The following is a 24404-nucleotide window of genomic DNA, read 5'->3' as shown; positions in this document are numbered from 1 at the left end:
CCATGTCGCAGCACTTTGCACCCACCTCCAGCCCGACCGCCGCCCTTCTCGACGAACTCGCGATCTACAGCGTCCGTCCCAACTCCGACGAACCCGATTTCCGTCCCCTTCCCGATGCTGAAGCCGTTGAAGGCAGCGTTGCGACCGTGGTCGAGGCGATCCAGTCGATGTTCTGCGGAACCCGCCTCGAAGACGAAGCCGAAGAAGTGCTCTGGTCCGTCGTCAACATCTTCCATCGCCGCCTCTCGCACACGCAAAAGCGCCTCGACGACAATGAAGGCCGTCAACGCTCCGCGCTTGCCGAACAGGATGGCTCCGAGGTCAAAAGCGTCGAACTGGAAAGGCTAGTGGCCGAAGGCTTCTCGCTCACCGAAACCCGCAACGCCTTCGAGGCGATGCGCGACGTCGCCGCCGAACATTACCGTGTCGAAACCGGCTCCGCGTGGCTGCCTCGGACAGGTTCCAAAGTCTCACACCGGGCACTCACCGCCGCCGTGATTGACAGCCGCAACTTCATCTCAGCCAAGCGCCGCTCCGAGATCGAAACCCATTGCCCGGCCGGAACCCGCATCGCCTTCACCGGCGGCGACTATCAGGACTATGACGCCATCTGGCAGGTGCTCGATCAGACGCACGAAAAATACCCGGACATGATCCTGCTGCATGGCGGTACGCCCTCGGGCGCGGAACTCATCGCAGCCAAATGGGCCGATTCCCGCGGCGTGACCCAAGTGGCCTTCAGGCCTGACTGGAAGGCGCATCGCAAGGCCGCTCCTTTCAAGCGCAACGACGCCCTGCTCGACACAATGCCGATCGGCGTCATCGCCTGCCCGGGTACCGGCATCACCGAGAACCTTGTCGACAAGGCACGCGGCCTCGGTATCCCGGTTAAGCGCATTGGCAACAGGAAGGCGTCGTGATCGACGCCTTCCTTCCCACGCTTTCTCAACCTAGAACCGGACAATGCGGCTAGCTTCGCCTATTGCCGACACTCTGGGCTCGAGATTGTAACGAAGCCGCACACGGACTGCTTGCTTCCAGAAATCTGCGTCCTCACAGTACATCTGACTTCTGCGTTGTTGCAGGGGATGTTGATGGCGTCCGCTTCGGCTGCGCACTCGGGATCGAGGCGCACTGCACAGGCGACAGCCTTCCGCCGCCCCAGCATTCGCGGCAGAGCCTACTCGGGAACAAGCCGCTGGCCGATGCGGATAACATCATCGAGTGCCGATCGTATCTGCGGCCAGGGAAATTCGGCACCGTCTTCATAGACCTCTCCTTCCGTAAGCGCAGCTTCAAGCTTCGCTGCCACACCGGCAAGGGAGACGGCGGGAGTTTTGGATAACGCCTCAAGCAGGTCCTCCACCCGGTCGGCGGCGTCGCGTTCTGCACGCAACGTCGTCGAGTAGCCAATTTCCCTGTCGGCGGCATCCCAGCGCGCCTGATGAGCCGCAAAATCGCCTTCCGCCTTCGCGCGGGTTGCCTCATCCTCCGGACCAAGGTCGAGCACATCGTCAATCGCGCTGAGGGAATGCAGTGTCACACTCCGGCCGTCGCGCAGCCGGATGGTCGCGCAAGGAAAACCAACCGTTTCGGCGAGTTTTCGCTCCAGGCCCTGCTGCTGACGGCACAGCCGTTCAGTCTGTTGATGGGCCGCGTGCCATTTGCGCCAGACCTCCACCGCAGGATCTTCGGGTTGGCCTTTCTTCAAATCGTTGCGGGCAAACGCGTTTCGTTGCAATCCCACAACTGCAATTGCCGTTCCAAATAACCTCCTGCGGGTGACGAAAGGCAAAGTCGTGGTATGGTTGGAAGTAGCCATGATCTGAGCTCCCCGAAAGCTTGAGAGTGGTTAGGCCGATCGGAGTGTTCCCGCACTCTGATCGGTCGATGCACGTGCATTGCACGTGCTTATCCTTATGTGCTTTTTCGACGCCGAGTTCAAGCCGCACTGCCAAAAATGACAAAAAAGCCTTTCACGACGCGTTTTGATCCATCTGTGCTGGCGCTGGCTCAACAGCTTGCAACGACCGAACGTCGCTCGATCACTGCTGTCATCGAGCTTGCATTGATCGAATATGCAGAACGTCGCGGTATGAAGGCGCCGGACGTGGAGGATGACCGATAGTTTGGGTCGGATCCGGCCTTCGGCGCAGAATTCATCTAAGGAGGGAGCTCAGGGTTGCGACCCCCGGGGCACTCGCCGCCTCTCGCGGGAGTTTTCTCGTCGAGCGTTGTATGTCCCCTGGCTCGTGCCCGTCCGTGCCCGAATCTGTTGGGAACTACCTTCTTGCCGCACGAGCCAACTGATGATGTCGGGCTGGATGCCGATCACTCCTCCGAAGACATGATCCCGGTCCTTGGTGGCGCTTTTCTTTGCCTTGCCGTCGCCGCCGGTGGCCGACACCGGACCAGAAATGCCTGTGCCGACGTCATTCCCGCCGTGCACGGCGGTGTATTGCGGCAAGCCGGCCAGCGCCATAGCTCGAAGCAAGAGGTGCAATATCGCTCGTTAAAATGACTGCTTCCAACCGACCTCTGCATTCGCGCCAGCGTATCAGGTCCACAGGTGCTCGAGCTCCAATTCCGCCGTTCCTCCCGTCTTGACTCGCAATTGCCAACCGCCTACTCACACGCCGTGTTAGCACTCGCCTCAGGTGAGTGCTAACCCAGTCCGGCTCTCGCCGGATGGAGGAACAGTTCTCACCGTTCTCATTCGAGGAAGCAAAAATGGCAAAGTCGAAGTTCCGCCCGCTTCATGACCGCGTGGTCGTTCGCCGGGTCGAATCCGAATCCAAGACCGCCGGCGGGATCATCATCCCCGATACGGCGAAGGAAAAGCCGCAGGAAGGCGAGATCATCGCCGTCGGCTCCGGCGCCCGCGACGAGAGCGGCAAGCTCGTGCCGCTGGACGTCAAGGCCGGCGACCGCATCCTGTTCGGCAAGTGGTCGGGCACCGAAGTCAAGCTCAATGGCGAAGACCTTCTGATCATGAAGGAATCCGACATCATGGGCATCATCGGCTGATCATCGACCTCTCCATCAACTGAATTTCCGGGCTCTTCCCGAGCCCCTGTCAGGAGCTAACCATGGCTGCAAAAGACGTAAAATTCTCCCGCGATGCCCGTGAGCGCATGCTGCGCGGCGTCAACATCCTCGCCGACGCGGTGAAGGTGACCCTCGGCCCCAAGGGCCGCAACGTCGTCATCGACAAGTCGTTCGGCGCCCCGCGCATCACCAAGGACGGCGTCACCGTCGCCAAGGAGATCGAGCTTGAGGACAAGTTCGAGAACATGGGCGCGCAGATGGTCCGCGAAGTCGCTTCGAAGACCAACGACATCGCCGGCGACGGCACGACCACCGCGACCGTTCTCGCCCAGGCGATCGTGCAGGAAGGCAACAAGGCCGTTGCCGCTGGCATGAACCCGATGGACCTCAAGCGCGGCATCGACCTCGCCGTCAGCGAAGTCGTCACCGCCCTCGGCAAGGCTGCCAAGAAGATCAAGACTTCGGAAGAAGTCGCTCAGGTCGGCACGATCTCGGCCAATGGCGACGAGTCGGTCGGCAAGATGATCGCGGAAGCGATGCAGAAGGTCGGCAACGAAGGCGTCATCACCGTCGAGGAAGCGAAGACCGCCGAGACCGAGCTGGAAGTCGTCGAAGGCATGCAGTTCGACCGCGGCTACTTGTCGCCCTACTTCGTCACCAACGCCGACAAGATGGTCGCCGATCTGGAAGACGCCTACATCCTGCTGCACGAGAAGAAGCTCTCCAACCTGCAGGCCATGCTGCCGGTCCTGGAAGCCGTCGTTCAGACCTCCAAGCCGCTGCTCATCATCTCGGAAGACGTCGAAGGCGAGGCCCTGGCCACGCTGGTGGTCAACAAGCTGCGCGGCGGCCTGAAGATCGCCGCCGTCAAGGCGCCGGGCTTCGGTGACCGCCGCAAGGCCATGCTGGAAGACATCGCCATCCTCACCGGTGGCCAGGTCATCTCGGAAGACCTCGGCATCAAGCTCGAGAATGTCGGCTTGAACATGCTCGGCCGCGCCAAGAAGGTGTCGATCTCCAAGGAGAACACCACCATCGTCGACGGCGCCGGCAAGAAGGCCGAGATCCAGGGCCGCGTCGCCCAGATCAAGCAGCAGATCGAGGAGACCACCTCGGACTACGACAAGGAGAAGCTGCAGGAACGTCTGGCGAAGCTCGCTGGCGGCGTCGCGGTGATCCGCGTCGGCGGCGCGACCGAAGTCGAGGTCAAGGAAAAGAAGGACCGCGTTGACGACGCGCTGAACGCGACCCGCGCGGCCGTGGAAGAAGGCATCGTCGCCGGCGGTGGCGTTGCGCTGCTGCGCGCTTCGGACAACCTCAAGGCCACTGGTGTTAACTCCGACCAGGCTGCCGGCATCGCCATCGTTCGCCGCGCGCTGCAGTCTCCGGCCCGCCAGATCGCGGCCAACGCTGGTGCCGAAGCCTCGATCGTTGCCGGCAAGATCCTCGAGAACAAGGCCAACACCTTCGGCTTCAACGCCCAGACGGGCGACTATGGCGACATGATCGCCATGGGCATCGTCGACCCGGTCAAGGTCGTGCGCACCGCTCTCCAGGACGCCGCCTCGATCGCCGGCCTGCTCGTCACCACCGAAGCCATGATCGCCGAGGCTCCGAAGAAGGAAGCTGCCGGCGGTATGCCGGGCGGCATGCCCGGCGGCGGCATGGGTGGAATGGGCGGCATGGGCGGCTTCTAACGGCACCCCCGATTATCTTCTAAAGGGCGGCAGCAATGCCGCCCTTTTGCGTTAGTCGATGGGCGCATTTTTGCCTCGCTGGCGGCCATCGCTTGCCATGCCTTTGCTGGCGGCGCTCGGGACCATATCTCGGGTCTTGCCCAATCCCGCATCGTGACCAGAGATCTTGCAACGGACGATCAGCAAGCAATGATCTTTGCTGGCCGATAAACCTGGAGCATCAAACTGTCCCTCACCGGACGCTGGATTGCCGTGCAAAAAACTGTAAGCCTTGACTACGCTTGGCTTCAGCACCGTATATCCGAGGCTGAGAGGCTGCTCGACCCCGCGGCTCGGCCGTCTTCGCGTATCGTCGCCAATCGGCGAGCAGTGTATCCTCGTCATGCCGATCAATGTGCTACCATGCTTCATGGCCATTGTTTCGAATTCGCGTCCTCGGCACCTGCCCGAAAAGAGCTTTCCAGCCTACGCGTACTTGCCTGGCAATCAGCCGCATCCCATCCGCGATCCCGCTGGACATAGCTATCTGATCGAGCCGATGCGGGTCTCCACAGATACCGCGGTTGGCTCAGATCCATTTCTCTGGGGTCTCGATCTCTTCAACTACGGGTATTACTGGGAAGCGCATGAGGCGTGGGAAAGCCTTTGGCAAGTTGCGGAGCAAGGCAGCCCTTCTCGGGCGTTCTTTAAGGCATTGATCCTTTTGTCGGCAGCAGGCGTGAAGATACGTGAGGGCAAAATGGCTGCAGCGTTGCGCCACTCTCGGCGGGCCGCAATGCTGTTTGGATTGTTGAACGGGTCGCCGGAAGCCATTGTTGAAGAGGCGCTTGGCCTCCCGCCATCAATTCTCGCCGCCTATGCCGAGGCAGCAACAACGGCCCGGGTTGCGTTGCCGGCCGTGCCACTCGGTTGGCCTCAACCCGTGTTTGATTTTGTCCTTGTTGCGCCGACCGCGGCTTTCGCCACCATATCCGCTGGCGAATAACCGCCGCCACCGGGATTGTCAGCGAAGCCCCGTCTGGTTTCAAATAGCCAAAGTAGACAAGGCCGCGTTTCTCTTGACCAGCAGTCCGTCTCCGTCGATTCGCATGCGGCGGAACCCCACCCGTCGTTTAAGTGGAATTGTGCACTGAAAACAATCGCGGGCCATCGGCTGGAGCGGAAGGCAGGCAAAGCCATCCCGCTCCTTCTAAGTCCTACCGATACCGAACGGACGTTCGGCCGATCTTACAGCGAATGCTTGTACCCGATCGCGATATTGAACTTGTCAGCAGACAAATCGTTATAAGGAGACTTTGTCGTGTCCAACTTCTTCCAAGAATAGCCAACGCTCGCATATACTGTATTGAAACTGTCAATATTGTAGCTTAGGCCCGTGGCTACTTTCGGGGTCTCCCAGGTAGCCTCAAACGCGTTCCTGTATCGCACGTTGAAAACATTCCAGGTCCAGGTCTTGGACAGCTTCCAGTCTCCGGCCAGATACAGGGCATAGTACGGGATTTCAGCATTGCTGTCGGCGCCCTTGATGATGCCGGTGTCGTGCCAAGTGTAGCCAAGCCCAAGGCTCGGAGTGAGGGTAAAGCTATCCGTCAGCTTGAATTTGTATCCGACGGTTGCTTCACTGTAATATTGACTCTTGCCTCCCGTCTTGAAGGTTGGCTGGAAAGACAATCCACCAATGAAGTTGTTGTCGAATGTGTGCGACACGCTGAATTTGAAATAGCTGTCGGCGAGCGACCGTGCTGTATTGCTGCCGTTGTTGATCGCGTAGAACTCCGGGCTTCCCTCGATCCCGATCGTCCAAGTCGGAGCCGGAGGCGGCTGGACCACGTCGGCCGCCCAACTTGGCGAAGTTACCAGCAGAATGAAACTGAATGGAATGAGTGTCTTGGTACGAAGCATGAGGTCCCTCAATCAAAAAGCAGGATGCTACCTCTAAGTAGCGCCGGCATACTACGGGACCTGCATCACTCCAAGCAGGCAAGGAAGTTCCATTTTTGAGATATTCCTAAACAAAAGGGGATGGGAGCAGCGGCGCCAGCGGTGAAGTTGTTCTCCCGCTAAGAAAGAGGTGAAGCTCAAGATGAGCAATTGCCGCGTAGCGCCCAACTGCTTGCCGCAGCCGTCGTACATGGCCTCTAGCGTCCTGGTCGGCTTTAGTTTCGTTTCGCGGATTCGACGTTGGTGGCGGCGAAATCGGCGCCACAAGGAAGGGGTCGGGCGAGCAGGATGAGCGGGAAGACGCGAAGAAGGCCGGTTGCCGTTGCTCTCAATGTTGGGATTGAGGTCCCCGTCTTGCGAGAGCACGCACCGAATAGGCGATTGGTCTATTCTGGTGGCTCGGAGACCGACTTTCCGAAGATATCAAGAACGTCCGCCACTGTCCTCAGGATTTGCGACAAGGGAAGGGTTTCCCGGGCGGAAAATCGCACGTTCGCTCGCTGGAATAGCGAAAGGCAGATTTCACTGGAGTCGTGCCGCGACTGGTAAGCCAGTCCGTCTGGCTGATCCTTGTGATCCCACAGCGCGTCGGACCAGAGACCGCAGGGCTCGTACGGGCCGGTCGAGATTGCGTTGTCTGTGCCCACCATTTGAAGACCTGTGCCATGGAGGCGCACGATACGCAACGGCCGAACGGAGACGAGACTCGTCGCGGATCGGCTTACGATATCCGTCGAAGCAACCATGAGGCGTTGCGGGTTTCGCAAGAGTGTTTTGGCCAGCGCACCACGAAGAGTCAGCGCGCAATAGAGAACGCCGAAGCGGCCGCTTGCACTGTCGAAGCGGCTTGTTGGCGGCACATTTGGACCAGGACCGAAGAAGATCGGATCGAATGACGATCGGTGAACACGGTGGAGGATCTGTCCCGCCTTTATTTCCTCGATCGGTAGCGAAATTCCTGCGAGCCAATCAGGGGGTGGAGGCGCCACACCGGATGGGCCGCGCCGTGCGGTCCGTTTTCGAGACTTCATGCAAAGCCGTCCTGCGCCTCGCCCCGCAGCAGACGCCGGACTGCTTCCCGATTGCCAGCCTTCAAAGCCTCGATTGGAGAGTGTCCTTCAAGGGCAGAATCGGGCGCGAGTAGGAAGTCCAGCGCCACCCACGGCCCAGACGAAGCATAGGCCCGCACCACGTCTGCAATGCCGGCAGCCACATCCGTCTTATCGAATTGGCACGTCGGATAACGCCAATCGCTTCCCTCCCGGATGGCGAGCAAAGCCTCCGCCCGCCGACGCTTGTCGACAGCCTGCCGTGAGATGCCTAGCAGGCGTCCAGCGTCTTCGGCGGACACGGTGCCACCCGCGCGCTCGATCAAAAGCTTGCGATGTTCGATATTCCTGGCAAGGGCTGGAACGAGCGGATCGAGTTCCATGACCGCCGATCCGACAACATCCAATTGGCTCAGAAGACGCGCGAGCGATCCGGCGTCGGTCGGAGCGGCGAGTGCTTCGGAGAGGGTCTTTCGCGACGCGTTTGCTGTCATGCGCTCAAGCGCTGACATGGCACGCCGAAGAAAGGCGGCCTGCAGGGTATCGGACTTTCGAGCACCCGTGTTTGGCGCCGTGCGGGCCATAATTATCTCTTTGGTTGACCTAGGGAATATATGCAGGTGTTCGACCAACGTCAACCTGGGGTGATCAATGATGGTCGCAATCAAGTTTCTCGAAACTTGCTGGTTTGCCCCGCGAATGAGTGCAGCGCCACGCCGGCTGCGGCGTTGAAGTGATCACTACAGAACTCGTTGGCGCTTTGATCCTGCTGGCCAGCGCTAAATTTGGCTTGCCACTGAAAGCGCACGACAGCGAGTCAGCAAAGCGACGGGCCGGCTCTCGACAGAAATGACGATCTCGGCACTTTAGCGCCTCGACGAAACGAGGAGCATCATCGGCCGTTCGAGTTCTTCCTCTAGTGTGGGCACTTGCTTGATCTGTTCTATAGTCGGGGCGAACTCATCGACGGCTTGAATAACAAATCCGGCCCGCGCTAGCGCATTTAGCGTGGTGCCGATCCGACGGTGGTATTTCACCACACCTTTGGCAAACCAGTCGGTACGGCGCTCTCCTTCAACAGCATAGCGATTCACAGGCCATATCTTTTGCCCGTTTTCGTCCTCGATCCAATGGGGATCAGTTGCAGCCATGAAGATTGGGTGCTCGATCGAGAAAACGAAAAAGCTCCCGGGGGTGAGAGCTCGGTGAACCACCCGCACGAGCCGATCGAAGTCGCGGATATAATGGAAGGCCAGCGAGCTAAAAGCAAAATCGAAAGCCGCTTCGGGCAGATCGAGAGTCTCAAGGTCCCCTATTCGATAGTCGATCGCCGCGTCTGGTGTGAGTTCGCGTGCGCGAGAGATCATGTTTTCTGAGAGATCGACCCCCAGTGCTGAGTGTGCCCCCTTTTCGCGTAGCCAACGCGAAACCCATCCCAGCCCACAGCCGAGATCTACCGCGCGCTTCCCACCAATATCGGGGAACATGGCGCACAGCGCCGGCCACTCGGGTGCGCCATCAAGTCCATGAACTTGGCGCGGCAACTGGCTGTAACCCGAAAAGAAGTCGGGGTTATCATAGATGTTCTGTGCCATAGTGTACTCCGTCCTGACAAAAGGACGAGGTACTGCTCGTGCGAAAAGCCTCGTCCAGGGTGGCGAGGCCAGGGATCGTTACCGCAAATGAGCTAGCGCACTCGATATCCCCGCATCCCGCCGGTGGGAATGCGGGCCAAACGAGATACGATGTGCGTATCGTCTTCGACCATTGCCCCTTGTGAAGCGCAGCATCCGCGATGTCAACACTCCTGAAATCAATGCTGGGCTGTGAATTGTCTGTCAGAGGGCCTTACGCGCTGCGCCTCATGCCGAGGAGCGGCGTCTAGGCCTACCTCGCCAGGGGCGGCATCCCGGTGGCGGCCGTTTCGGCCGTGAAATAGTTTCCGCTCTGCTCAGAGTGGGACAAACCGGTTGTGTCCGAATTTGGGGTTGCCGTTATAGAAGCAAATTCAGAAGTTCTCGTCGAAACATGACCCGGTCTGATTGCAGTTGAGGCCCTGAACGCTTGCGTAGCAGCGGCAATTGCAAAGGCTGAGAATCGGATAGCCTTTCGGACAGCAGTAGGTGCCGGAACTGGGCGCGCACGAGGAGAAGCCACACGTAAGCTGTCCAGGGCACTCATTAAAGGCCAATGCCATCGACGGCAGAACAGTGGCGACGGCGGCGCCGACGAAAGCCTTAGCCAGAGTACGCAACGCGTGCCGCCGCGCCGCCGCAGGCAAACGACTGGACGTCCGATTTGCTGCAAGGCCGGATACCGACCGTGATGTTGCGGAGCCGGCGCCGAAGGCGGTGCGGAACGCATAGACGCAGAGATGAAGCAGCCAAAGGAGGATCGCTCCTATTGACAGCGCCGTGAGTAGATAGTGAGCGACGGTTAAGCCATAGAACACGCCGCCATATATGGAATCAGCCGCCAGGCTGGCCGCCCACAAAGAAAGGCTTGCGACCGCGAACAGGAGTGACTGCCGCATGCACTTCGGGCACCGGCCAATTCGATAGAGAAATCCGAGCTTCGGGGCGACGCTGACTGAATCAGGCTTCCTCATGGGTGCCTCATTTGTGGTTTGGGCTGTATGGGTTTGTGCAGTAGGACTGCAGCCGCCGGTCTCATCAATGCAGAGGTTTGCACGTCACGGGGTCAACGGCGATCGTGGCCCCTGGGCAATTGCCGCCCCCACCGCCACTACCGCCGGGTCTGCTTTGACGCGGCGGAACGTATGAGCCACCGCCGGCGGCCAGCCCGGCGGCCAAGCCGGCTACTATCGCGCTGGCTGCGGCGTCGTTGTTCGCTTGGATGTTTCGTGTTTCGTTCGTGACGCCGCCGTTGTTGGATATCCGGGTCACCCAGTCGTCCCAGCCGCGGTCCGACGCATAGAGAAAACATCTGGAATAAGTCTTGTGGCAATCTGCCATCGCTCGGGCAACGGCAGTTGCAGTGCTCGGCTGGGACCAGTTCCAATAGCACCGGGTCGAACTGCCCGCCACGCCAGAAACGATCGCCTTGTGCCCGGGCTTTCTCAGAAAGACGCTGTTATGGAATGACGTGCAGGCATTGTAGGCTATCTGATCCTCTGGGAGGGACACACAGCCCGTCTCAGTTAAGGTCGCTAAGGCCAAGCAACTCGCTGTCGTAAAGGCCAGACTTCGCCGCATCAATCTGTGCATCGCATTCCCCCGGGAACTCATCGTGTAAACTCGTGGGCGAGAATGCCGCACGGGCGCGGCAGCGCATTACCCATTTGAGGTATAATCAATTGAGAGGGCCGTCACGCAGTTGGTCGGAACACGGCGCGGGAGGCGCTTGCCGCGCCGACGAGAAATCGTCGTGCGAATCAGGAGACGCAGTTATTCAGGGGCGTGTGGGATCTCTTGTCGCCGCTCCGAGCACCTTCAAACGATCTTTGCCGTTGACGTGGGGAAACCTTGCTGGATGGCCAGGCTAAGAATGGCATTGGCGCCGAGCGCATGAAGCGCCATGTAACCCCAAATGGGGGATGTTGGCGCATGACTGGAAGCTTACTCCGTCGCGTATATGACGCCCCCCAAATTGATCCCGGAGGTTAGTTTAGGATCGTGAACATTACCCTAATTGGCAGGGGTCCTTACGAGCCGTTGTGCGATCCAAGCGGAGAATGGATCGTTTGGGATGCTGTGAAAGATACCGTAGCAGAGTCCAACGGCAATGTCCTTTTCGGCCTCTCGCACGGAGACGCGTTGAGGTTCTCTGTTCTCATGAACCGTGCGTGGCGTCTGCCCCAATCGCTCGATCTGCAGCCTGATAGCTGGCGGCTCGACATGGCCTGGTAAGGTCCATGCCAGCGCGATTAAACCCGGCTGTTGCGCCGCGCGTAAAATATCGCCCCTGGGCAGTGACCACCGGGTTGGTCTCCAGTTGGCGATCGCGCTTGGTGAACGATCAGTATGCGCCGGACCCAAGGGGGTGAAACTCATGGCGACGGTGTCTGGCCCAGCTTAATCCTGCCCCAGCGCACACCTCGATCTCTGATGCTCGCAGACCGTCTCTCAACGAAAAACTGGAGGGATGTAACCGCTTCGCCGCCGACGCTGGTTTACCTGCCCAGGTGCAGAATAGCTCCCGGCGCCACTGGGCGCTCCGGCTGCCCACGCATCGACAGCAGCCTTTTTGCTTGGGACGCGGCGAGCCGGTCCCGCGTCCTTGACGATCCGTACTCAGACGCGGACGGAGCCTTGGTCCGGTTACGGTTTCTGGGTCGTATATCCCAAATAGGTGATGTGAACCTCGTCCCAGTTTTGGAAACTGTCCCCCTCTGAAGTTGTCAGAGGCTATCAACGGGGATGGTAAATGAAGATGCTTCCAATCGTATTTGCGCTTTCCGCACTTAGCATTCCGTGCCAGGCAAGCGCAGTGTCGCAAGCCGTCGTCGCGGGAAAAATCCTGGCTCCGCCGATTAGCTACGTGAACCTTCCGCTGATGTCCGGAGTTCTCAGGAATTTTCGCCCTAAGCCGTCGAACGGCGTCGTTCACCATGTGAAACAGTGCACGTCTGATTGCGAGATCGTATATCGACACTGCAAAGCAATCGGAGGCTCGGATTGTATGGACAACTACAACGTCTGCAGGAATTCCTGCGGCTAATGTCTCACTTGCTGTCCGGTAGTTCCGGCGCGGTAGCGAAAAGCCGGAGCGGCGCGCCGGTCAAGGGGAGCGCCGCCCTTCGGAGGGCACGCGATCGACAATATTGGACGCGCTTGCCACGCCACCGAGTAGCTTTACGAGTTCGGTCTGCCTATGCGTGCCGGTTTTAGCGAAGATCGCCTTCAACTGCACGCGTACTGTCTCAACTGAAACTCTCCGTGCACGGGCTATTTCCTCGAGTGAGGCGCCAGAGAGAATGCTGTTTGTTATGGAAATCTCTGCTGGCGTGAAATCAAAAAGGCTGAGCAGGATTTCAGGAGCAATTTTGTGGCATGTTTCGCTTGAGGCGAGAATCATCAAGGAATCCGCCACCGGAAATATGTCCTTTCCAGCGCCGGCAACGGGGAGAACGTGTACGACCATCATCGGGCGTTCCTCGGTCGATGCGAGCGGAAACGTGCCGTTCCGAAGGTTAATCGGTTTCATCAAAATACTGGCCCACCTCTTGTCGGCAGCCGTTTGCATGAATGCCAGGCGGCTGCGTCGATCCTGGGCGACATCGGGCATCAGCTTTTCGAAGAGATTATTGGCCAGCGCCAGCCGGCCATCTCTTAAGGCTGCGGCCGGCAATCCGACGGAGTTCAACACTTCCACTGCGGCATGAAGCTGTGCGAATCTCAACCTTGCGGTCAGAACGCACGCACGTGCGATATGCGGCCGCAGGGAATTGAGCCTGGCGATAAGCGCAGCGTCCAGCGGTCCGGCCTCATAGCTTCTGTGTACCGACAGTTTCACCGTGTCGCCATTGGGCGACATGATGTTGGTGCCAGCATGCCAGTACATCCCGTAGGGGTGCATGAACTTCTGGTAATAGTAGCTTTCCTGCATTTCCTCGGCTGACATCACCTCGGTGTCCATAACGAAGCGAGGTTGTGAAAACCGGCGCAGGCGTTCGGCGCTCAACACGTACGGATTCTGGCCAAGCCAATTGTCACGGACGTAAACGACCAATTTCGGAAATGCGATCTCGTTGGCAGTCCAGCCTGCGAGGGTATGATCGCGAACCGACATGATTGCTGAGTCTGTGCAGCCACATAGATTGGCCAAAGCGTCGAGGACACCTCTGCCACCCCATTTTTCAGGTATTGCTGCGGCTTCATACAACCGGTCTATAATGGCCTCTTCCTGCTCATTATGCAGCATCTCACGTTTTCCTATATCGTACACCGTTTGGGGAGCGCGCGTTCCCTGTAGCGCATTCGAAATAGTTGCACCACTAAAACATTAGAACTGCGTAATACATTAATACGTAGGAACGGTGGCGCCGGGTCGGCCGAACCATGAACGAATTATTTTGACGCTGCTGCCGCAGAAAGCGGACCTGCGCGTTCATTAGTACGATATCTATTCAGATAAGAATACGCTACCGTGTGAATTGGCCGATTAATCAGACGAATAGCGGAAGTGCCCTAATCTTCCCTCGTCCTAGTTGTTGCCGCCCCTTGGCAACTGAATCCGGGATCGGCGGCAAAACCATCCGTGAGTTGATTGGCGGCACACCCGGATTGGTCATCCGGGAACCGCGAATTCCCGAGGCCTTTTTGACGGCTAAGCCGAATTTCGTGCGGTAAACGACCTGAGCCCTCATCGGCAATTTGCCGTCTGAGTTCGCGACGCCAGGAGTGGGACGACGGTTCCGGTCGCGAGCCCCGACGACCCTACGGCGAACGCATTAACGACCGTTTGTACCCCTCTCAGAATCGTAGATCGACGGCGATGCATTCCCCGTCAAAGCACGGCAAGAGCAGGCTGAAGCCGCCTTGGCAAGGCCGGCTAAGACTTCTCTCCGCCTGCGGCGCGATTGAGGCGCGCGCTCCATATTCCTCGAGCTTTTGAGGCGCGATAGCCCAAATGGGGTATGCGGCTACTTCAGCGATGTAAGACCATCGCCATCCGAGCTGCCGGAAAGCAAGTATGACTTCTGTCCTCTCATTTTAAGCATGGCGGCCAAATCCAGTAAGCGCTTGTTGACACAGAGTTTGTTTCCGCCGAAGTATGCCGCCGGGGATGCCGCGCTTTAGTTAACGGGCAGCACGTGCGGTGGGGAAGGCCTGATGGCTGGGCGGGGCAACGTCCATTTCATTCGATCGACGCAGGTGCGTGCGGCCGACGTATTGGTCGTCGCCGGGAAGTCGCTATGGCTTGACTGCGGAACCACATTCGCGCGCATAGACCAGTTGTGCGGAGATGGGGCGTCGCGCCTGTTCTCGGAGCCTAACGTCAAGGAGCAAGACGGCGGCCGCCTTGTCGTCGCATGGTTTGGCGCATTCGACGACGATGCGAAACAGATGGAAACGCTGGACCGTGGGATGCGCGCGCGGGTCGCGTCAGCGCTGACGGCGCGGATCGAGGCGCTTCGTCCGGCGCTTGCCGACCAGGAGATCGGCGAGACCGTAGCGGCGATGCTGAATGTCGCTGACGAAAGCTCGATCATGGCCGTCAGCGACAACGCCGTCCTCACGAACTGGGGGGCGCTGCCGGAAGAGGCGCGCGCCTCCCAAGCCGCATTCGCGCGGCACAGCGAAAGAACGATCGGACCCTACCTGCCGTTCGGGCTGTCGCCCCGGGTGCCAGGCCAGGCATGGACGGTCGGCGGTGCCAGTTCCGGTCCGGCAAGGGTGGCTCCGGCGCAGCTTGCCAAGCCTACCAAGCCCGCAAGCACCTCCGGGATGCCTCAAGTGACGGCTCCGTCAAGACCCAGGCGGATTTCGCCCTGGCCCCTCCTGGCGGTTTCGCTCGTATTCGCCGCCTGCCTGATCTACGCGGCTTGGCCGGGAAACCTCCTCTACCCGGAGGCGCTCCAGCCGCCCCAGCCGCCTTCCCTCGTGGACAACGCGGAGGTCAACCGGAACCTCCAGGAGCGGATAGGCAAGCTCAAGGCGGAGCTCGCGAAGGCCGCGTGCAACGCGGACGCCTCGGTGCTCGGCCCCAAGATGCTGGATCCGCCAAAGCCCGCCGCTGCCGGACAACCGTCGCCGCCACCGTCGCCCGGATCGCCCCAGGCGCTATTGGCGTCCCTCGACTCGGCCACGGTACTCGTGCTCGCGCCTCTCTCGGGGAACATGCTCAGCACCGGAAGCGGTTTCTTCGTTGGCCAGCGGGACATTCTCACCAACAACCACGTTGTCGAAGGCGCGGGCGACACAGTGTTCGTCGCCAGCAAGGCGCTCGGCCGGGCGGTTCCGGCGCATGTCGTCGCCAAAGCCGCCGCGAGCGCGTCCGGAGACCCGGACTTCGCCCTCCTGCGCGTGGACGACGCGCCCAGCGACGTGACGGCCCTGCAGCTTTCGACCGCGATCGGCAGGCTGGACAGCGTCGTTGCGGGAGGTTTCCCAGGCTTCGTGATGTCCATGGACAAGACCTACCGCGACATTATCAACGGGAAGACCGACGGGATAGGCAATCTCGAGATGGTCGTCACCCAAGGCAACGTGATGGCCATGCCGCAGGACGGGGCGACAAAGGTCATCACGCACTCGGCGAACATCTCGCGGGGCAACAGCGGAGGACCGCTCTCGGACGCATGCGGCCGGGCCGTCGGGGTAAACACCTTCATAATCCTCGATGGGGAAAACGCCCAAAAGCTCAACTTCTCCCTCAGCGCCCGCGACGCGATCCAGTTCCTGTCGTCGAACGGCGTGACGGTAACGCCGACGGACAAGCCCTGCGTCCCAGCCCCCGCCCCGGCCGCTGGGCAGCCGAAGGCCGCCCAATGAGCCAGTTCGTCGCAACCACGACTCTCAGCCTCATGCGTTCCCTCGGGTCCACCGCGGAGCGTTCGGTGCACAGGATGCAGGCGATCCTTGGCCGCGAGTTCCCCAACGGGATCGGGCTGGAGCTGGCGGAGCCCGTGCCCCGCAAGGACGGCTCGGGAATCGACTGGTATACGGAGCGCGAGGAGGCGCTCGTCCGCCTGAACGACCTCCCTGACGAAACTGCCGCCATCTACAGGGCACGCCTCCGCCAATCCGTGCAGGCCGTCCTCCGCGCGGCGGCGGCGCAGGATAGCCGGGGTGACGCTGCCGCAAGGTCCACGGCGACGGCGCTGCGCAACGCGGTGACATTCCCGGGAGACGAGAACGTCTGGATTTCCGGGGGCTCCGGCAGGGGCGACGGAATGCTCGTCCTGACGGCATGGGGATACGAGCGGCACGACGCGGAGACGAGCGGCAAGGGAGAGATATCGGGGAAAACCGACAAGTTGCTGCCGGTCGCCCCTCCGCCTCTCCCGGTCCCGCCAGCTCCCCGTTCCTGGGGCTGGCTAACTGGAAGCCTCCTGTGGCTCATCCCTGTCGCGCTTGCCGGGGCCATCGCCTGGCTTCTGTTGCCCGCCTGCGGCGTGGCGCTACCGTTTGGGCTCACGGCCTTCGGCAAGGGAGGAGGCGCTTACTGCGCCCTTGTGGCGCCGCAGCCGACGGTAGACCAGGCAAGCCTGCGCACGCAGGAACTCATGGCGGAGGCGGCGGTGCTGGAGGAACAGCTCAGGCGGCATCTGAACTCTTGCGTGCCTCCGCCCAAGTCGGACCTGTCGAAGGACATGGACAAAAAAGTGAACGGCGGGGGCGGCAAGACCGGAAAGCTGCAGGTAACGTTGTCGTGGCACACCCTCGACGACCTCGACCTGAATTCCTTCTGCCCCGGAGGAAAGCTTGGCGGCAATCAGAGCGTCAAAGGCCCCTCTTGCGGCGACGGCATGAAAGACATCGATTCAAACAAAAACCTCACGGAAAACGTAAGGTCAGACCCAGTCGAGAACCTCGTGTGGAAAGAAAATATCGCTCCTGGCTCCTATAAGTTCGAGGTGCTCGCATACGTGACGACTGTAGGCGACAGGGATGTAACCGTCCCCTTCGACCTAAGGTTCAGGCTCGACGGACAAGAGGTCATTTGCCCCGGAACGGTCACGCATTACAAGAACGGAGGCGGCATCGGGCAGGCCCTGTTTTGGAACTCGGGCGATCCGCTGCCATCGTGCAACTTAATCCCGCAGAAACTCTCCAGTTGTTCGGCGAACAGCTGCAAACGGTAGTTGCCTCCATGTCAGGACCGCGCATGAAACTGAACTTACCCGGCGATCCCAGGCAGCCTTGCGGAATCCGTCAAACCAACTCCAGCGAGGCTCCGGAATGCTGACCAACCTCGCCGATTTCAGCGAAGGCTTCACGCTGGTGCCGGACAGCGGCATCCAGTTCGTCGAGTTCGGGTTCGACTTCGACGCTTCGCCCCGGCTGTCGAGGTCGTTCGTCGAGCGGACTTCGCCTGCCGAGACGGGTTCAGACGGAAAGGCGGTGGTCCGCCTGCTGCCCAACTGGACCGACGATGATCCCGAAGGCGATCAGCAGCCCTACCCCCAGCAAGGCGCCGACGAGGCGTACGACATCACGAAGGCGGTGGCGCTCAACACCTTCCTTGATCGCTGGGTTCCGATGCCGTTCTTCAAGATCGAACCCGGGAAGGACGATCTCGGCAACGAGATTTACGCGCAGGGACCCACCGACTGGGTTCGGGTGAGAGTGACGGAAACCAAGAGGGCCCACGGGGACCGGAAAGGTACTCACCGGGCGATTTTCGCATTCGACAGCTCGCTCGCCCCTCGGAGAATGAACCGTCCCTACTTGGCGCCCTGCCCCGAGGACGCGATGCGGACGGAGAGTTTCCGCTTCGTCAGCCGCCTGCCGGATGTCATATCGTTCCTGTCACACAAGATCGACGTTCCAGGACAAGGCCCGGTCGACGCGCAGAAGTGGCTCGACGACTGGCTGAAAGACATCTTCCACGCATTCAAGAAACAGCAGAGGAAAGGCAAAGAGCTTCGTCCGGAAGACTTCCCCTACCAGTTCGAGCATCTTGCCCGCTACATCACCTTCGTCCAGTTCCTCGCCAGCGTGATCACTCCGGTCCGCGTCACGCTCATCGACACCGTCAGCGAGAACCGGAACGTCCAGCCTGTCGACGTTGACCTCGTGCTCGACATCGGAAACTCGCGGTCATGCGGCTTGCTAATCCAGTCGTTCCCCGACGACGTGAACGTCGACCTCAACAACTCCGTCGTCCTAGAGCTGCGGGACCTCTCGAAGCCCGAGCTGGTCTACCGCGATCCCTTCGAAAGCCAGTGCGAGCTGGTGGCCGCCGAATTCGGGGCCGAGGACATCGCCCGGCGGTCCGGCCGCCCGCGGGCGTTTTTCTGGCCCAGCCTGCTCCGCATCGGACCCGAGGCGTCGCGGCTGCGCGGGGAGTCTGAAGGAACCGAAGCCGCGACGGGGCTCTCCTCGCCGAAGCGATATCTCTGGAGTTCCGATCCGGTCCTGCAGGAATGGCGGTTCCGCACGGCCTCGCAGGGGCATTCGGGAACGGAGCCGCTGATCGAGCGCTCGATGTACCGTTTCGTGAACGACCGGGGCGACGTCCTCGAGCAGGTCGAGGCCGACAGGCGCCAGTTCAAGGTGAAGGTCAAGGACAGCGACCTGCAGACGGCGAGCCGCTTCTGCTTTTCGCGGTCGGCCTTCTTCACCTTCATGCTCGTCGAGATCATCGCGCAGGCGATGTCCATGATGAACAACCCCGGCACGCGTCGCGAGCGGAGGCTGAAGGACGCTCCCCGCCGCCTTCGCCGCATCATAATGACGATTCCTTCCGCGACCCCGGTCCAGGAGCAGCGGATTCTGCGGTCGCGCGCGGAAGCCGCGGTCAAGCTCCTCTGGTCCCTGTCGGGATGGGGCGAGAGCAGCATGGGGATCAACAGTCAGCGGCCGGAGATTCACTGCTCCTGGGACGAGGCAAGCTCGGTCCACCTGGTCTATCTCTACGGAGAGGCCGTGCAGAAGCTGGGCGGCTCCATCAGGACGCTGTTCGACGTGCTCGGCAAGGACAGGGAAAGGCCGACCACGCTTCCGGCTTCCAAGTCCAAGCAGAAGGCCGAACGGTCCCTGCGCATCGCCAGCGTCGACGTGGGAGGCGGCACGACCGACCTCATGGTGACGACCTACTTCCAGACGGACAACGTGGCGCTTTATCCCGACCAGAACTTCAGGGAGGGCTTCCGCATCGCCGGCGACGACCTGCTGAAGACGGTGATCGAGCGTCTCGTGATCCCGAGGCTAGAGGAAGGCCTCGCCCAGGCGGGGATGCCGAACGCGCGGAACTACCTCAAGGACCGCTTCGCCGGGGACAACCCGAACATGTCCGAGCAGGAGAAGCACCTGCGCCGCCAGTTCGTGCTTCAGGTTCTGCAGCCGATCGCCATCGGTGTCCTGTCCGAGTGCGAGACCCTGCCGCCGACGAGCCACAAGACGGAAATCCGGAAGGCGGGCAGCTTCTTCGATGCCGACGGCAGGGCAGGCACCGACGGCGAGATTCCGGTCGACGCGCGCATACTCGGGTATCTTAAGGAAAACATGGGGGCGTTGGAAGCCGGACAGTTCAGCATCGCCGACTGCGACATCGCGATTGACCCGCAGGCGGTGGACGAGTGCGTCCTGTCGATATTCGACGGCGTGTTCGACAACATCGCCGAGGCGATCAACCACCTGGACGCGGACGTCGTGCTCCTGACCGGACGGCCGATGCGCCTCCCGCCGATGATCAACCTGTTCATGAACAAGATGTCGGTGCGCCCGGACTGCGTCATCCCCATCAAGGACTATCGCGTCGGTACTTGGTATCCCTTCCGCGGCGTCAGCAACACGCACATCGACGACCCGAAAACAACGGCGGTGGTCGGCGCGATGCTTTGCGCGCTGTCCGAGGCGCAGATCACCAACTTCACCCTCTATTCCAAATACCTGCGGATGAAGTCGACGGCCCGGTACATCGGGCGGCTGCAGGGCAACGCCACGCTACCTGACGAGACCCTGCTTTTCTCGGACATCGACCTCGACAAGTCCGAGGCGGCGGCCGAGGCGGAGTTCGACTACCACAGCCCAGTCCGCATCGGCTTCAGGCAGCTGCCGCTCGAGCGATGGGTGGCGACCCCCTTGTACAAGCTGATGGCGGGAGCCTCGCGCTCGGCAAGGGGCATGCGAAAGCCGGTCCGCGTGACCATCGCCCGAAACGTCGAGTCGCCGGGCGAGGACGAGGCGAGCGAAATCGAGCTTCTGTCAAGCGAGGCGACCCGCGAGGAGTTCGTGATCGAGGACGCAGAGGACGCGGACGGCGCTCCGGTGAAACGCATGATGGAACTGAAGTTGGACACGCTCGCGGTCGAGACGGGCGACGGCTATTGGCTCGACACGGGAATTATCTCCATCCAGTGAAATGGCGGCTGAACGAATGCGTGAAGAGTTGAAAAGAAGCTGCGGCGCCGCACTGAAGTCTGCGCAGGACGGCCTCGCATGGATCGGCACCGCCGCCAACGCCGAGCGGGTCGGCGACACGCGCGCCAGCGCCGAGCAGCATCTCAGGAAATCGGTCGTCGCGGCCCGCAAGGCGATGGAGGCGATAGACCGCCAGATGTGCGTCGGGATATTCGGCCCCAGCCAGGCTGGAAAATCCTATCTGGTGTCGGTCCTCGCCCGCAACGGGAACGCGCCCTTGATGGCGCGCTTCGGCGACCTCGGGCGGCAGGTCGACTTTATTCGCGAGATCAATCCCGGCGGCGACCGCGAGTCGACTGGCCTCGTGACCCGCTTCTCGGTCAAGGAGGAACCAAGCCCCGCCGGCGCTCCGGTTGTCCTGCGGCTGCTCAGCGAGACCGACATCGCCAAGATTCTGGGCAACAGCTTCTTCCTGGACGGCGACGCGAAGAAAAGGACCCCGCTCGCGCCCGACGCCATCGTGTCCGCCCTCGAGACGGCCCGGAGGCGCGTTGCGCCGCAAGCTGGCTCGGGCGGGCTCCTCGAGGAGGACATCTGGGACATCCAGGAGTACTTCGAAAAGCAGTTCGCGGGCCTCCCGAACATAGAGACGCTCTCCGCGTATTGGGAAGAGGCGGCGATCCTCGCGCCGCGGCTTTCGATCGCGGACCGCGCGGAACTCTTCTCCGTGCTCTGGGGCGGCTTCCGGAAATTCACCGAGGTCTATCTCGAGCTTGCCAACGCGCTCGAGAAGCTCGGCTTCGCCAAGGACGCCTACTGCTCCATCGAGGCGCTGGTCCCCCGGGACAAGAGCATCATCGATGTCGAGACGCTGCTCGGGCTCGGCAAGCCCGGACAGGAGGAGCTTTCGATACGGCCGCTGAAGGGCCCGGCCGTTTCGCTTCCGCGGCCTGTGATCACAGCCCTGGCCGCCGAGCTCCGCATCGCGGTGTCCGAACGGCCATGGCCGTTTTTCGACCATACGGACCTCCTCGACTTCCCCGGCGCTCGCAGCCGCCAGAAGGTGGACCTGCAGTCCTATTTCGACGATAATCCCCAGGCGCTCAAGGACCTATTCGTCAGAGGCAAAGTTGCCTACCTGTTCGACCGCTACGTGGCCGAGCAGGAGCTGTCGAGCATGCTGCTCTGCATCAAGGACTCGACCCAGGACGTTGCGACGCTGCCGGACATGATCGACGACTGGATCAGGATATCGCACGGCGAGACTCCGGCGGACCGGGCGCGCACCGATACCGCGCTGTTCCTGATCCTGACGATGTTCGACAAGCACTTCAGCGAAAAGGCGGGCGAGGAAGGACAGAGCCTTTCGGACCGTTTCAGCGCGCGATTGGGTTCATCGCTGACGCGGTATTTCGGGAAGGCGCACAAATGGCCTTTCGAATGGACTCCCGGCAAACCGTTCAACAACACCTACTGGCTGCGCAATCCCAACTTCAAGGCCGAGTTCCTGATCAAGTACCAGGGCGGCGACGAGATCGAGATCCTGCCCGACAAGGTCAAGAAGGTCGCCGCCCTCCGCAAGGCCTATCTCCAGGTCCCCGAAGTCAAGCAGCATTTCCGCGATCCGGCGAAGGCGTTCGACGAGGCCCTCAGGCTGAACGACGGCGGCGTGGACTATCTGGCGGAAAACCTCGCGGCGATCTGCCGTCCCGAGATCAAGTACGGGCAGATACGCGGCCGCCTCGCCAACATCGCCCACGAAATACGCCGCGTGCTCGCCCCCTATTTCGTCGAGAGCGACATCAACAAGCGCATTGCCGAGCGTCGTGAGGTGTCGGACCAGATTCTTGCATGCCTCACCGAGGCGTGGGAGCGGGAGCAGTTCGGCGTGGCCATGAAGATGCTCCAGATTTCCCAGAACGGAATCTCCGAGCACCTCCACATCGAGTACGGCAACCGCATCAAGCGCCAGAATACCCCCGAGGAAGGCTCGGACGGACGGGCCGACGCCGTCGTGAAGAAGCGCGTCGCTCCGCCGCCGCGGCCAGGCGCCCCGCCGTTGCCCGGGAACAAGAAGAAGACGGTCGCAGCCTCCGCGGCTTCCGGGCCCTCGGTTTCGCAGAAGGCGCTTCCCCGCGAAGCCTACCTCGCCCGCTCCGCGGTGCGGCACTGGCTGGACGGGCTTCTGGCGCTGTCAAGGAACGACGGCGCGCTCCAGGCCATTGGCCTTACTCACAAGCTGGCGGGCGAGTTGATCGCCGAGCTTGCCACGGCGGCCCGGCGCACCGGGGTCGAGGAACAGATCGCCGAGGACCTCTCCAAGCTCTCCGGAAGCTCGGTCGAGAGGCCCGACATCCTGCTCGAGAGGGCAGGCTTCCTCGCGACGAGCCGCATCAACCGTTTCGTCAGCACGCTCGGCTTCGAGGCCTTGCCCGAGGAGAAGCGGCCGATGGCCCCGGACGGCACGGAGGACGGCGAGGTCAGGGTGTTCGCCCGCAGGCCGAACGTCTCGAACTGCGACGGGCTTGGCCAGAAACGGCGGAACTTCTCCTACCTGGCGCTCTCTGAATGGATGTACGCCTTCAACCAGCTCGTCACCGACAACGTCCTCTCGGGCGAGGGCATCACCGTGAACGTCGACGAGAACGAACGGCTGAGAGGCATCCTGGAGACCCTCAGCCTGTCAGAGCCGTCCTCTGTCGAATCCACAGGGACGGCTCGATGACGCAGCTTCCGCTGAAAGTAACAGAGGACGACTCGCAGCTGTTCGGGCACGCCCTGATCGTGTTCCCGCAGGATCTGGGGAGTTCCCGGCGGCTGCGCCTTTCGATCACGCGCAAGTCCGCGGACACGCCGTACCTCGGCGACGGCGGATGGCAGGCGCGCCCCGCGACCGTGGGGGCGGAGGTCGTAAACCGAACCGCGGGGGCGACCACGCTGTCCGTGGGGCCTGAGGTCTGCGACCGAATCCCCATCGACCTCCAGGTGAAGATAGAGGTCGACGGCCAGAACGTTTGGGGAAATGCGTTCTGGCCCCCGGTCACGCCCCAGCCCGGCGGATGGTCGCAGGAACTGACCACACCTCCTGCCGCGCTCCCCCGGTTGCCGGAACGCATCATCGATCTTCCTGAGCCGCCAGCTCCCCCGCCTCCGATAAAGGCGCCGGAACCGCCGATCGTGCCAAAGCCAAAGAGCAGGTGGCGATACCTGTACTTCCTGCTCCCTCTCGCATTGCTGGTCGCAGCCGCAGGAGCGTACGGGGCATATAAGCTGATACCCGTGCCCGAGACTCTGCAGGCTCGTTTCGAGAGGCTGAAACGGACGGATACGGATGGCCACGAACTCTTCGCCCTGAGCGGCGACGCTTACCGCCAGGGGAACGGGGGAATCGGGCTTCAGGCCATCAACCTCGCGATGGATCGGGGCAACCAGGACGCCAAGCTTCAAATCGCGCGCAACTACGACCCGAACTCCTTCGATCCATCCAGGGCCGACCGTCCGGACGCGAACAAGGCGGCCAGGTTCTATTTCGAGCTTGTGGTCGAGGGCAAATCGGAAGCAAGGAGCTTGCTCCGTTCCCTTTGCGCAAAGGCCGCAAGCTCCTCCCAGGATCCGGTCTTCAACGGGTTCCTGACGAACACCTATTGCGAGGGGACTCTGGAATGAAAACCAACAAA

At 61.2% G+C, this 24404-nt stretch carries 19 protein-coding genes; 11 read left to right on the top strand and 8 right to left on the bottom strand.

Going from position 1 to position 24404, the window contains the following annotated elements:
- The first annotated feature begins 2 nt into the window (after window positions 1-2).
- Window positions 3-920, top strand: a complete 918-nt coding sequence (locus EJ071_RS37185; RefSeq protein WP_126102882.1) for a DUF2493 domain-containing protein — start codon at window positions 3-5, stop codon at window positions 918-920.
- Between the two features lie 260 nt (window positions 921-1180).
- Here EJ071_RS37185 and EJ071_RS37180 read toward each other — a convergent pair whose 3' ends face one another.
- Window positions 1181-1822, bottom strand: coding sequence for a hypothetical protein (locus tag EJ071_RS37180; RefSeq protein WP_126102277.1), 642 nt, complete (start codon window positions 1820-1822; stop codon window positions 1181-1183).
- A gap of 138 nt (window positions 1823-1960) precedes the next feature.
- Here EJ071_RS37180 and EJ071_RS37175 point away from each other — a divergent pair, with 138 nt between their 5' ends.
- The 4 genes from EJ071_RS37175 to groL all read left to right on the top strand — a co-directional run bounded on the left by EJ071_RS37175 (window position 1961) and on the right by groL (window position 4745).
- Window positions 1961-2128, top strand: a complete 168-nt coding sequence (locus EJ071_RS37175) for a toxin-antitoxin system HicB family antitoxin (RefSeq protein ID WP_126102276.1) — start codon at window positions 1961-1963, stop codon at window positions 2126-2128.
- Between the two features lie 162 nt (window positions 2129-2290).
- Window positions 2291-2521 (top strand): hypothetical protein, encoded by a 231-nt coding sequence (locus EJ071_RS37170; protein ID WP_126102275.1) that lies wholly within the window; start codon window positions 2291-2293, stop codon window positions 2519-2521.
- A 209-nt stretch (window positions 2522-2730) separates the two neighbouring features.
- Window positions 2731-3027 (top strand): co-chaperone GroES, encoded by a 297-nt coding sequence (gene groES / locus EJ071_RS37165; protein ID WP_010915433.1) that lies wholly within the window; start codon window positions 2731-2733, stop codon window positions 3025-3027.
- 62 nt (window positions 3028-3089) lie between these two features.
- On the top strand, window positions 3090-4745 hold the full coding sequence (gene groL / locus EJ071_RS37160; RefSeq protein ID WP_126102274.1) for a chaperonin GroEL: 1656 nt from the start codon (window positions 3090-3092) through the stop codon (window positions 4743-4745).
- 51 nt (window positions 4746-4796) lie between these two features.
- On the opposite strand, the gene EJ071_RS37155 is transcribed toward groL, so the two are convergent.
- A complete protein-coding gene (locus EJ071_RS37155; protein WP_126102273.1) occupies window positions 4797-5039 on the bottom strand; it encodes a hypothetical protein in 243 nt (80 codons plus the stop codon).
- A gap of 88 nt (window positions 5040-5127) precedes the next feature.
- Here EJ071_RS37155 and EJ071_RS37150 point away from each other — a divergent pair, with 88 nt between their 5' ends.
- Window positions 5128-5730, top strand: a complete 603-nt coding sequence (locus tag EJ071_RS37150; protein ID WP_245460123.1) for a DUF309 domain-containing protein — start codon at window positions 5128-5130, stop codon at window positions 5728-5730.
- 242 nt (window positions 5731-5972) lie between these two features.
- Here the strand turns inward: EJ071_RS37150 and EJ071_RS37145 are convergent, their stop codons facing one another.
- The 6 genes from EJ071_RS37145 to EJ071_RS37120 form a co-directional block, all read right to left on the bottom strand.
- Complete coding sequence (locus tag EJ071_RS37145; protein ID WP_126102272.1) at window positions 5973-6647, bottom strand: hypothetical protein; 675 nt, start codon at window positions 6645-6647, stop codon at window positions 5973-5975.
- 425 nt (window positions 6648-7072) lie between these two features.
- Window positions 7073-7717, bottom strand: a complete 645-nt coding sequence (locus EJ071_RS37140; RefSeq protein ID WP_126102271.1) for an RES family NAD+ phosphorylase — start codon at window positions 7715-7717, stop codon at window positions 7073-7075.
- Window positions 7714-8319, bottom strand: a complete 606-nt coding sequence (locus EJ071_RS37135; RefSeq protein WP_126102270.1) for a DNA-binding protein — start codon at window positions 8317-8319, stop codon at window positions 7714-7716. Before EJ071_RS37135 ends, EJ071_RS37140 begins: the two co-directional genes overlap by 4 nt.
- Window positions 8320-8601: 282 nt before the next feature.
- Window positions 8602-9330 (bottom strand): class I SAM-dependent methyltransferase, encoded by a 729-nt coding sequence (locus EJ071_RS37130; RefSeq protein WP_126102269.1) that lies wholly within the window; start codon window positions 9328-9330, stop codon window positions 8602-8604.
- Window positions 9331-9743: 413 nt separating this feature from the next.
- Window positions 9744-10343 (bottom strand): hypothetical protein, encoded by a 600-nt coding sequence (locus EJ071_RS37125; protein WP_126102268.1) that lies wholly within the window; start codon window positions 10341-10343, stop codon window positions 9744-9746.
- Between the two features lie 2132 nt (window positions 10344-12475).
- Window positions 12476-13618 carry a helix-turn-helix transcriptional regulator gene (locus tag EJ071_RS37120; protein WP_126102267.1) on the bottom strand — a complete coding sequence of 381 codons (1143 nt, stop codon included), beginning with the start codon at window positions 13616-13618 and terminating at the stop codon, window positions 12476-12478.
- Between the two features lie 911 nt (window positions 13619-14529).
- Here EJ071_RS37120 and EJ071_RS37115 point away from each other — a divergent pair.
- The 5 genes from EJ071_RS37115 to EJ071_RS37095 all read left to right on the top strand — a co-directional run bounded on the left by EJ071_RS37115 (window position 14530) and on the right by EJ071_RS37095 (window position 24393).
- Complete coding sequence (locus tag EJ071_RS37115) at window positions 14530-16191, top strand: serine protease (protein WP_126102266.1); 1662 nt, start codon at window positions 14530-14532, stop codon at window positions 16189-16191.
- Window positions 16188-17504 carry a hypothetical protein gene (locus EJ071_RS37110; RefSeq protein ID WP_126102265.1) on the top strand — a complete coding sequence of 439 codons (1317 nt, stop codon included), beginning with the start codon at window positions 16188-16190 and terminating at the stop codon, window positions 17502-17504. Before EJ071_RS37115 ends, EJ071_RS37110 begins: the two co-directional genes overlap by 4 nt.
- A 97-nt stretch (window positions 17505-17601) precedes the next feature.
- On the top strand, window positions 17602-20727 hold the full coding sequence (locus EJ071_RS37105; RefSeq protein ID WP_126102264.1) for a virulence factor SrfB: 3126 nt from the start codon (window positions 17602-17604) through the stop codon (window positions 20725-20727).
- Between the two features lie 16 nt (window positions 20728-20743).
- Window positions 20744-23452: a putative virulence factor gene (locus tag EJ071_RS37100; RefSeq protein ID WP_126102263.1), complete on the top strand. Its 2709-nt coding sequence runs from the start codon at window positions 20744-20746 to the stop codon at window positions 23450-23452.
- Window positions 23449-24393: a hypothetical protein gene (locus EJ071_RS37095; protein WP_126102262.1), complete on the top strand. Its 945-nt coding sequence runs from the start codon at window positions 23449-23451 to the stop codon at window positions 24391-24393. Before EJ071_RS37100 ends, EJ071_RS37095 begins: the two co-directional genes overlap by 4 nt.
- Window positions 24394-24404 lie beyond the last annotated feature (11 nt).

This window comes from Mesorhizobium sp. M1B.F.Ca.ET.045.04.1.1 (assembly GCF_003952465.1).
GTDB lineage: Bacteria > Pseudomonadota > Alphaproteobacteria > Rhizobiales > Rhizobiaceae > Mesorhizobium > Mesorhizobium shonense.
The sequence above is the reverse complement of the archived record's forward strand: the minus strand, read 5'-3'. Positions and strand labels throughout refer to the sequence as shown.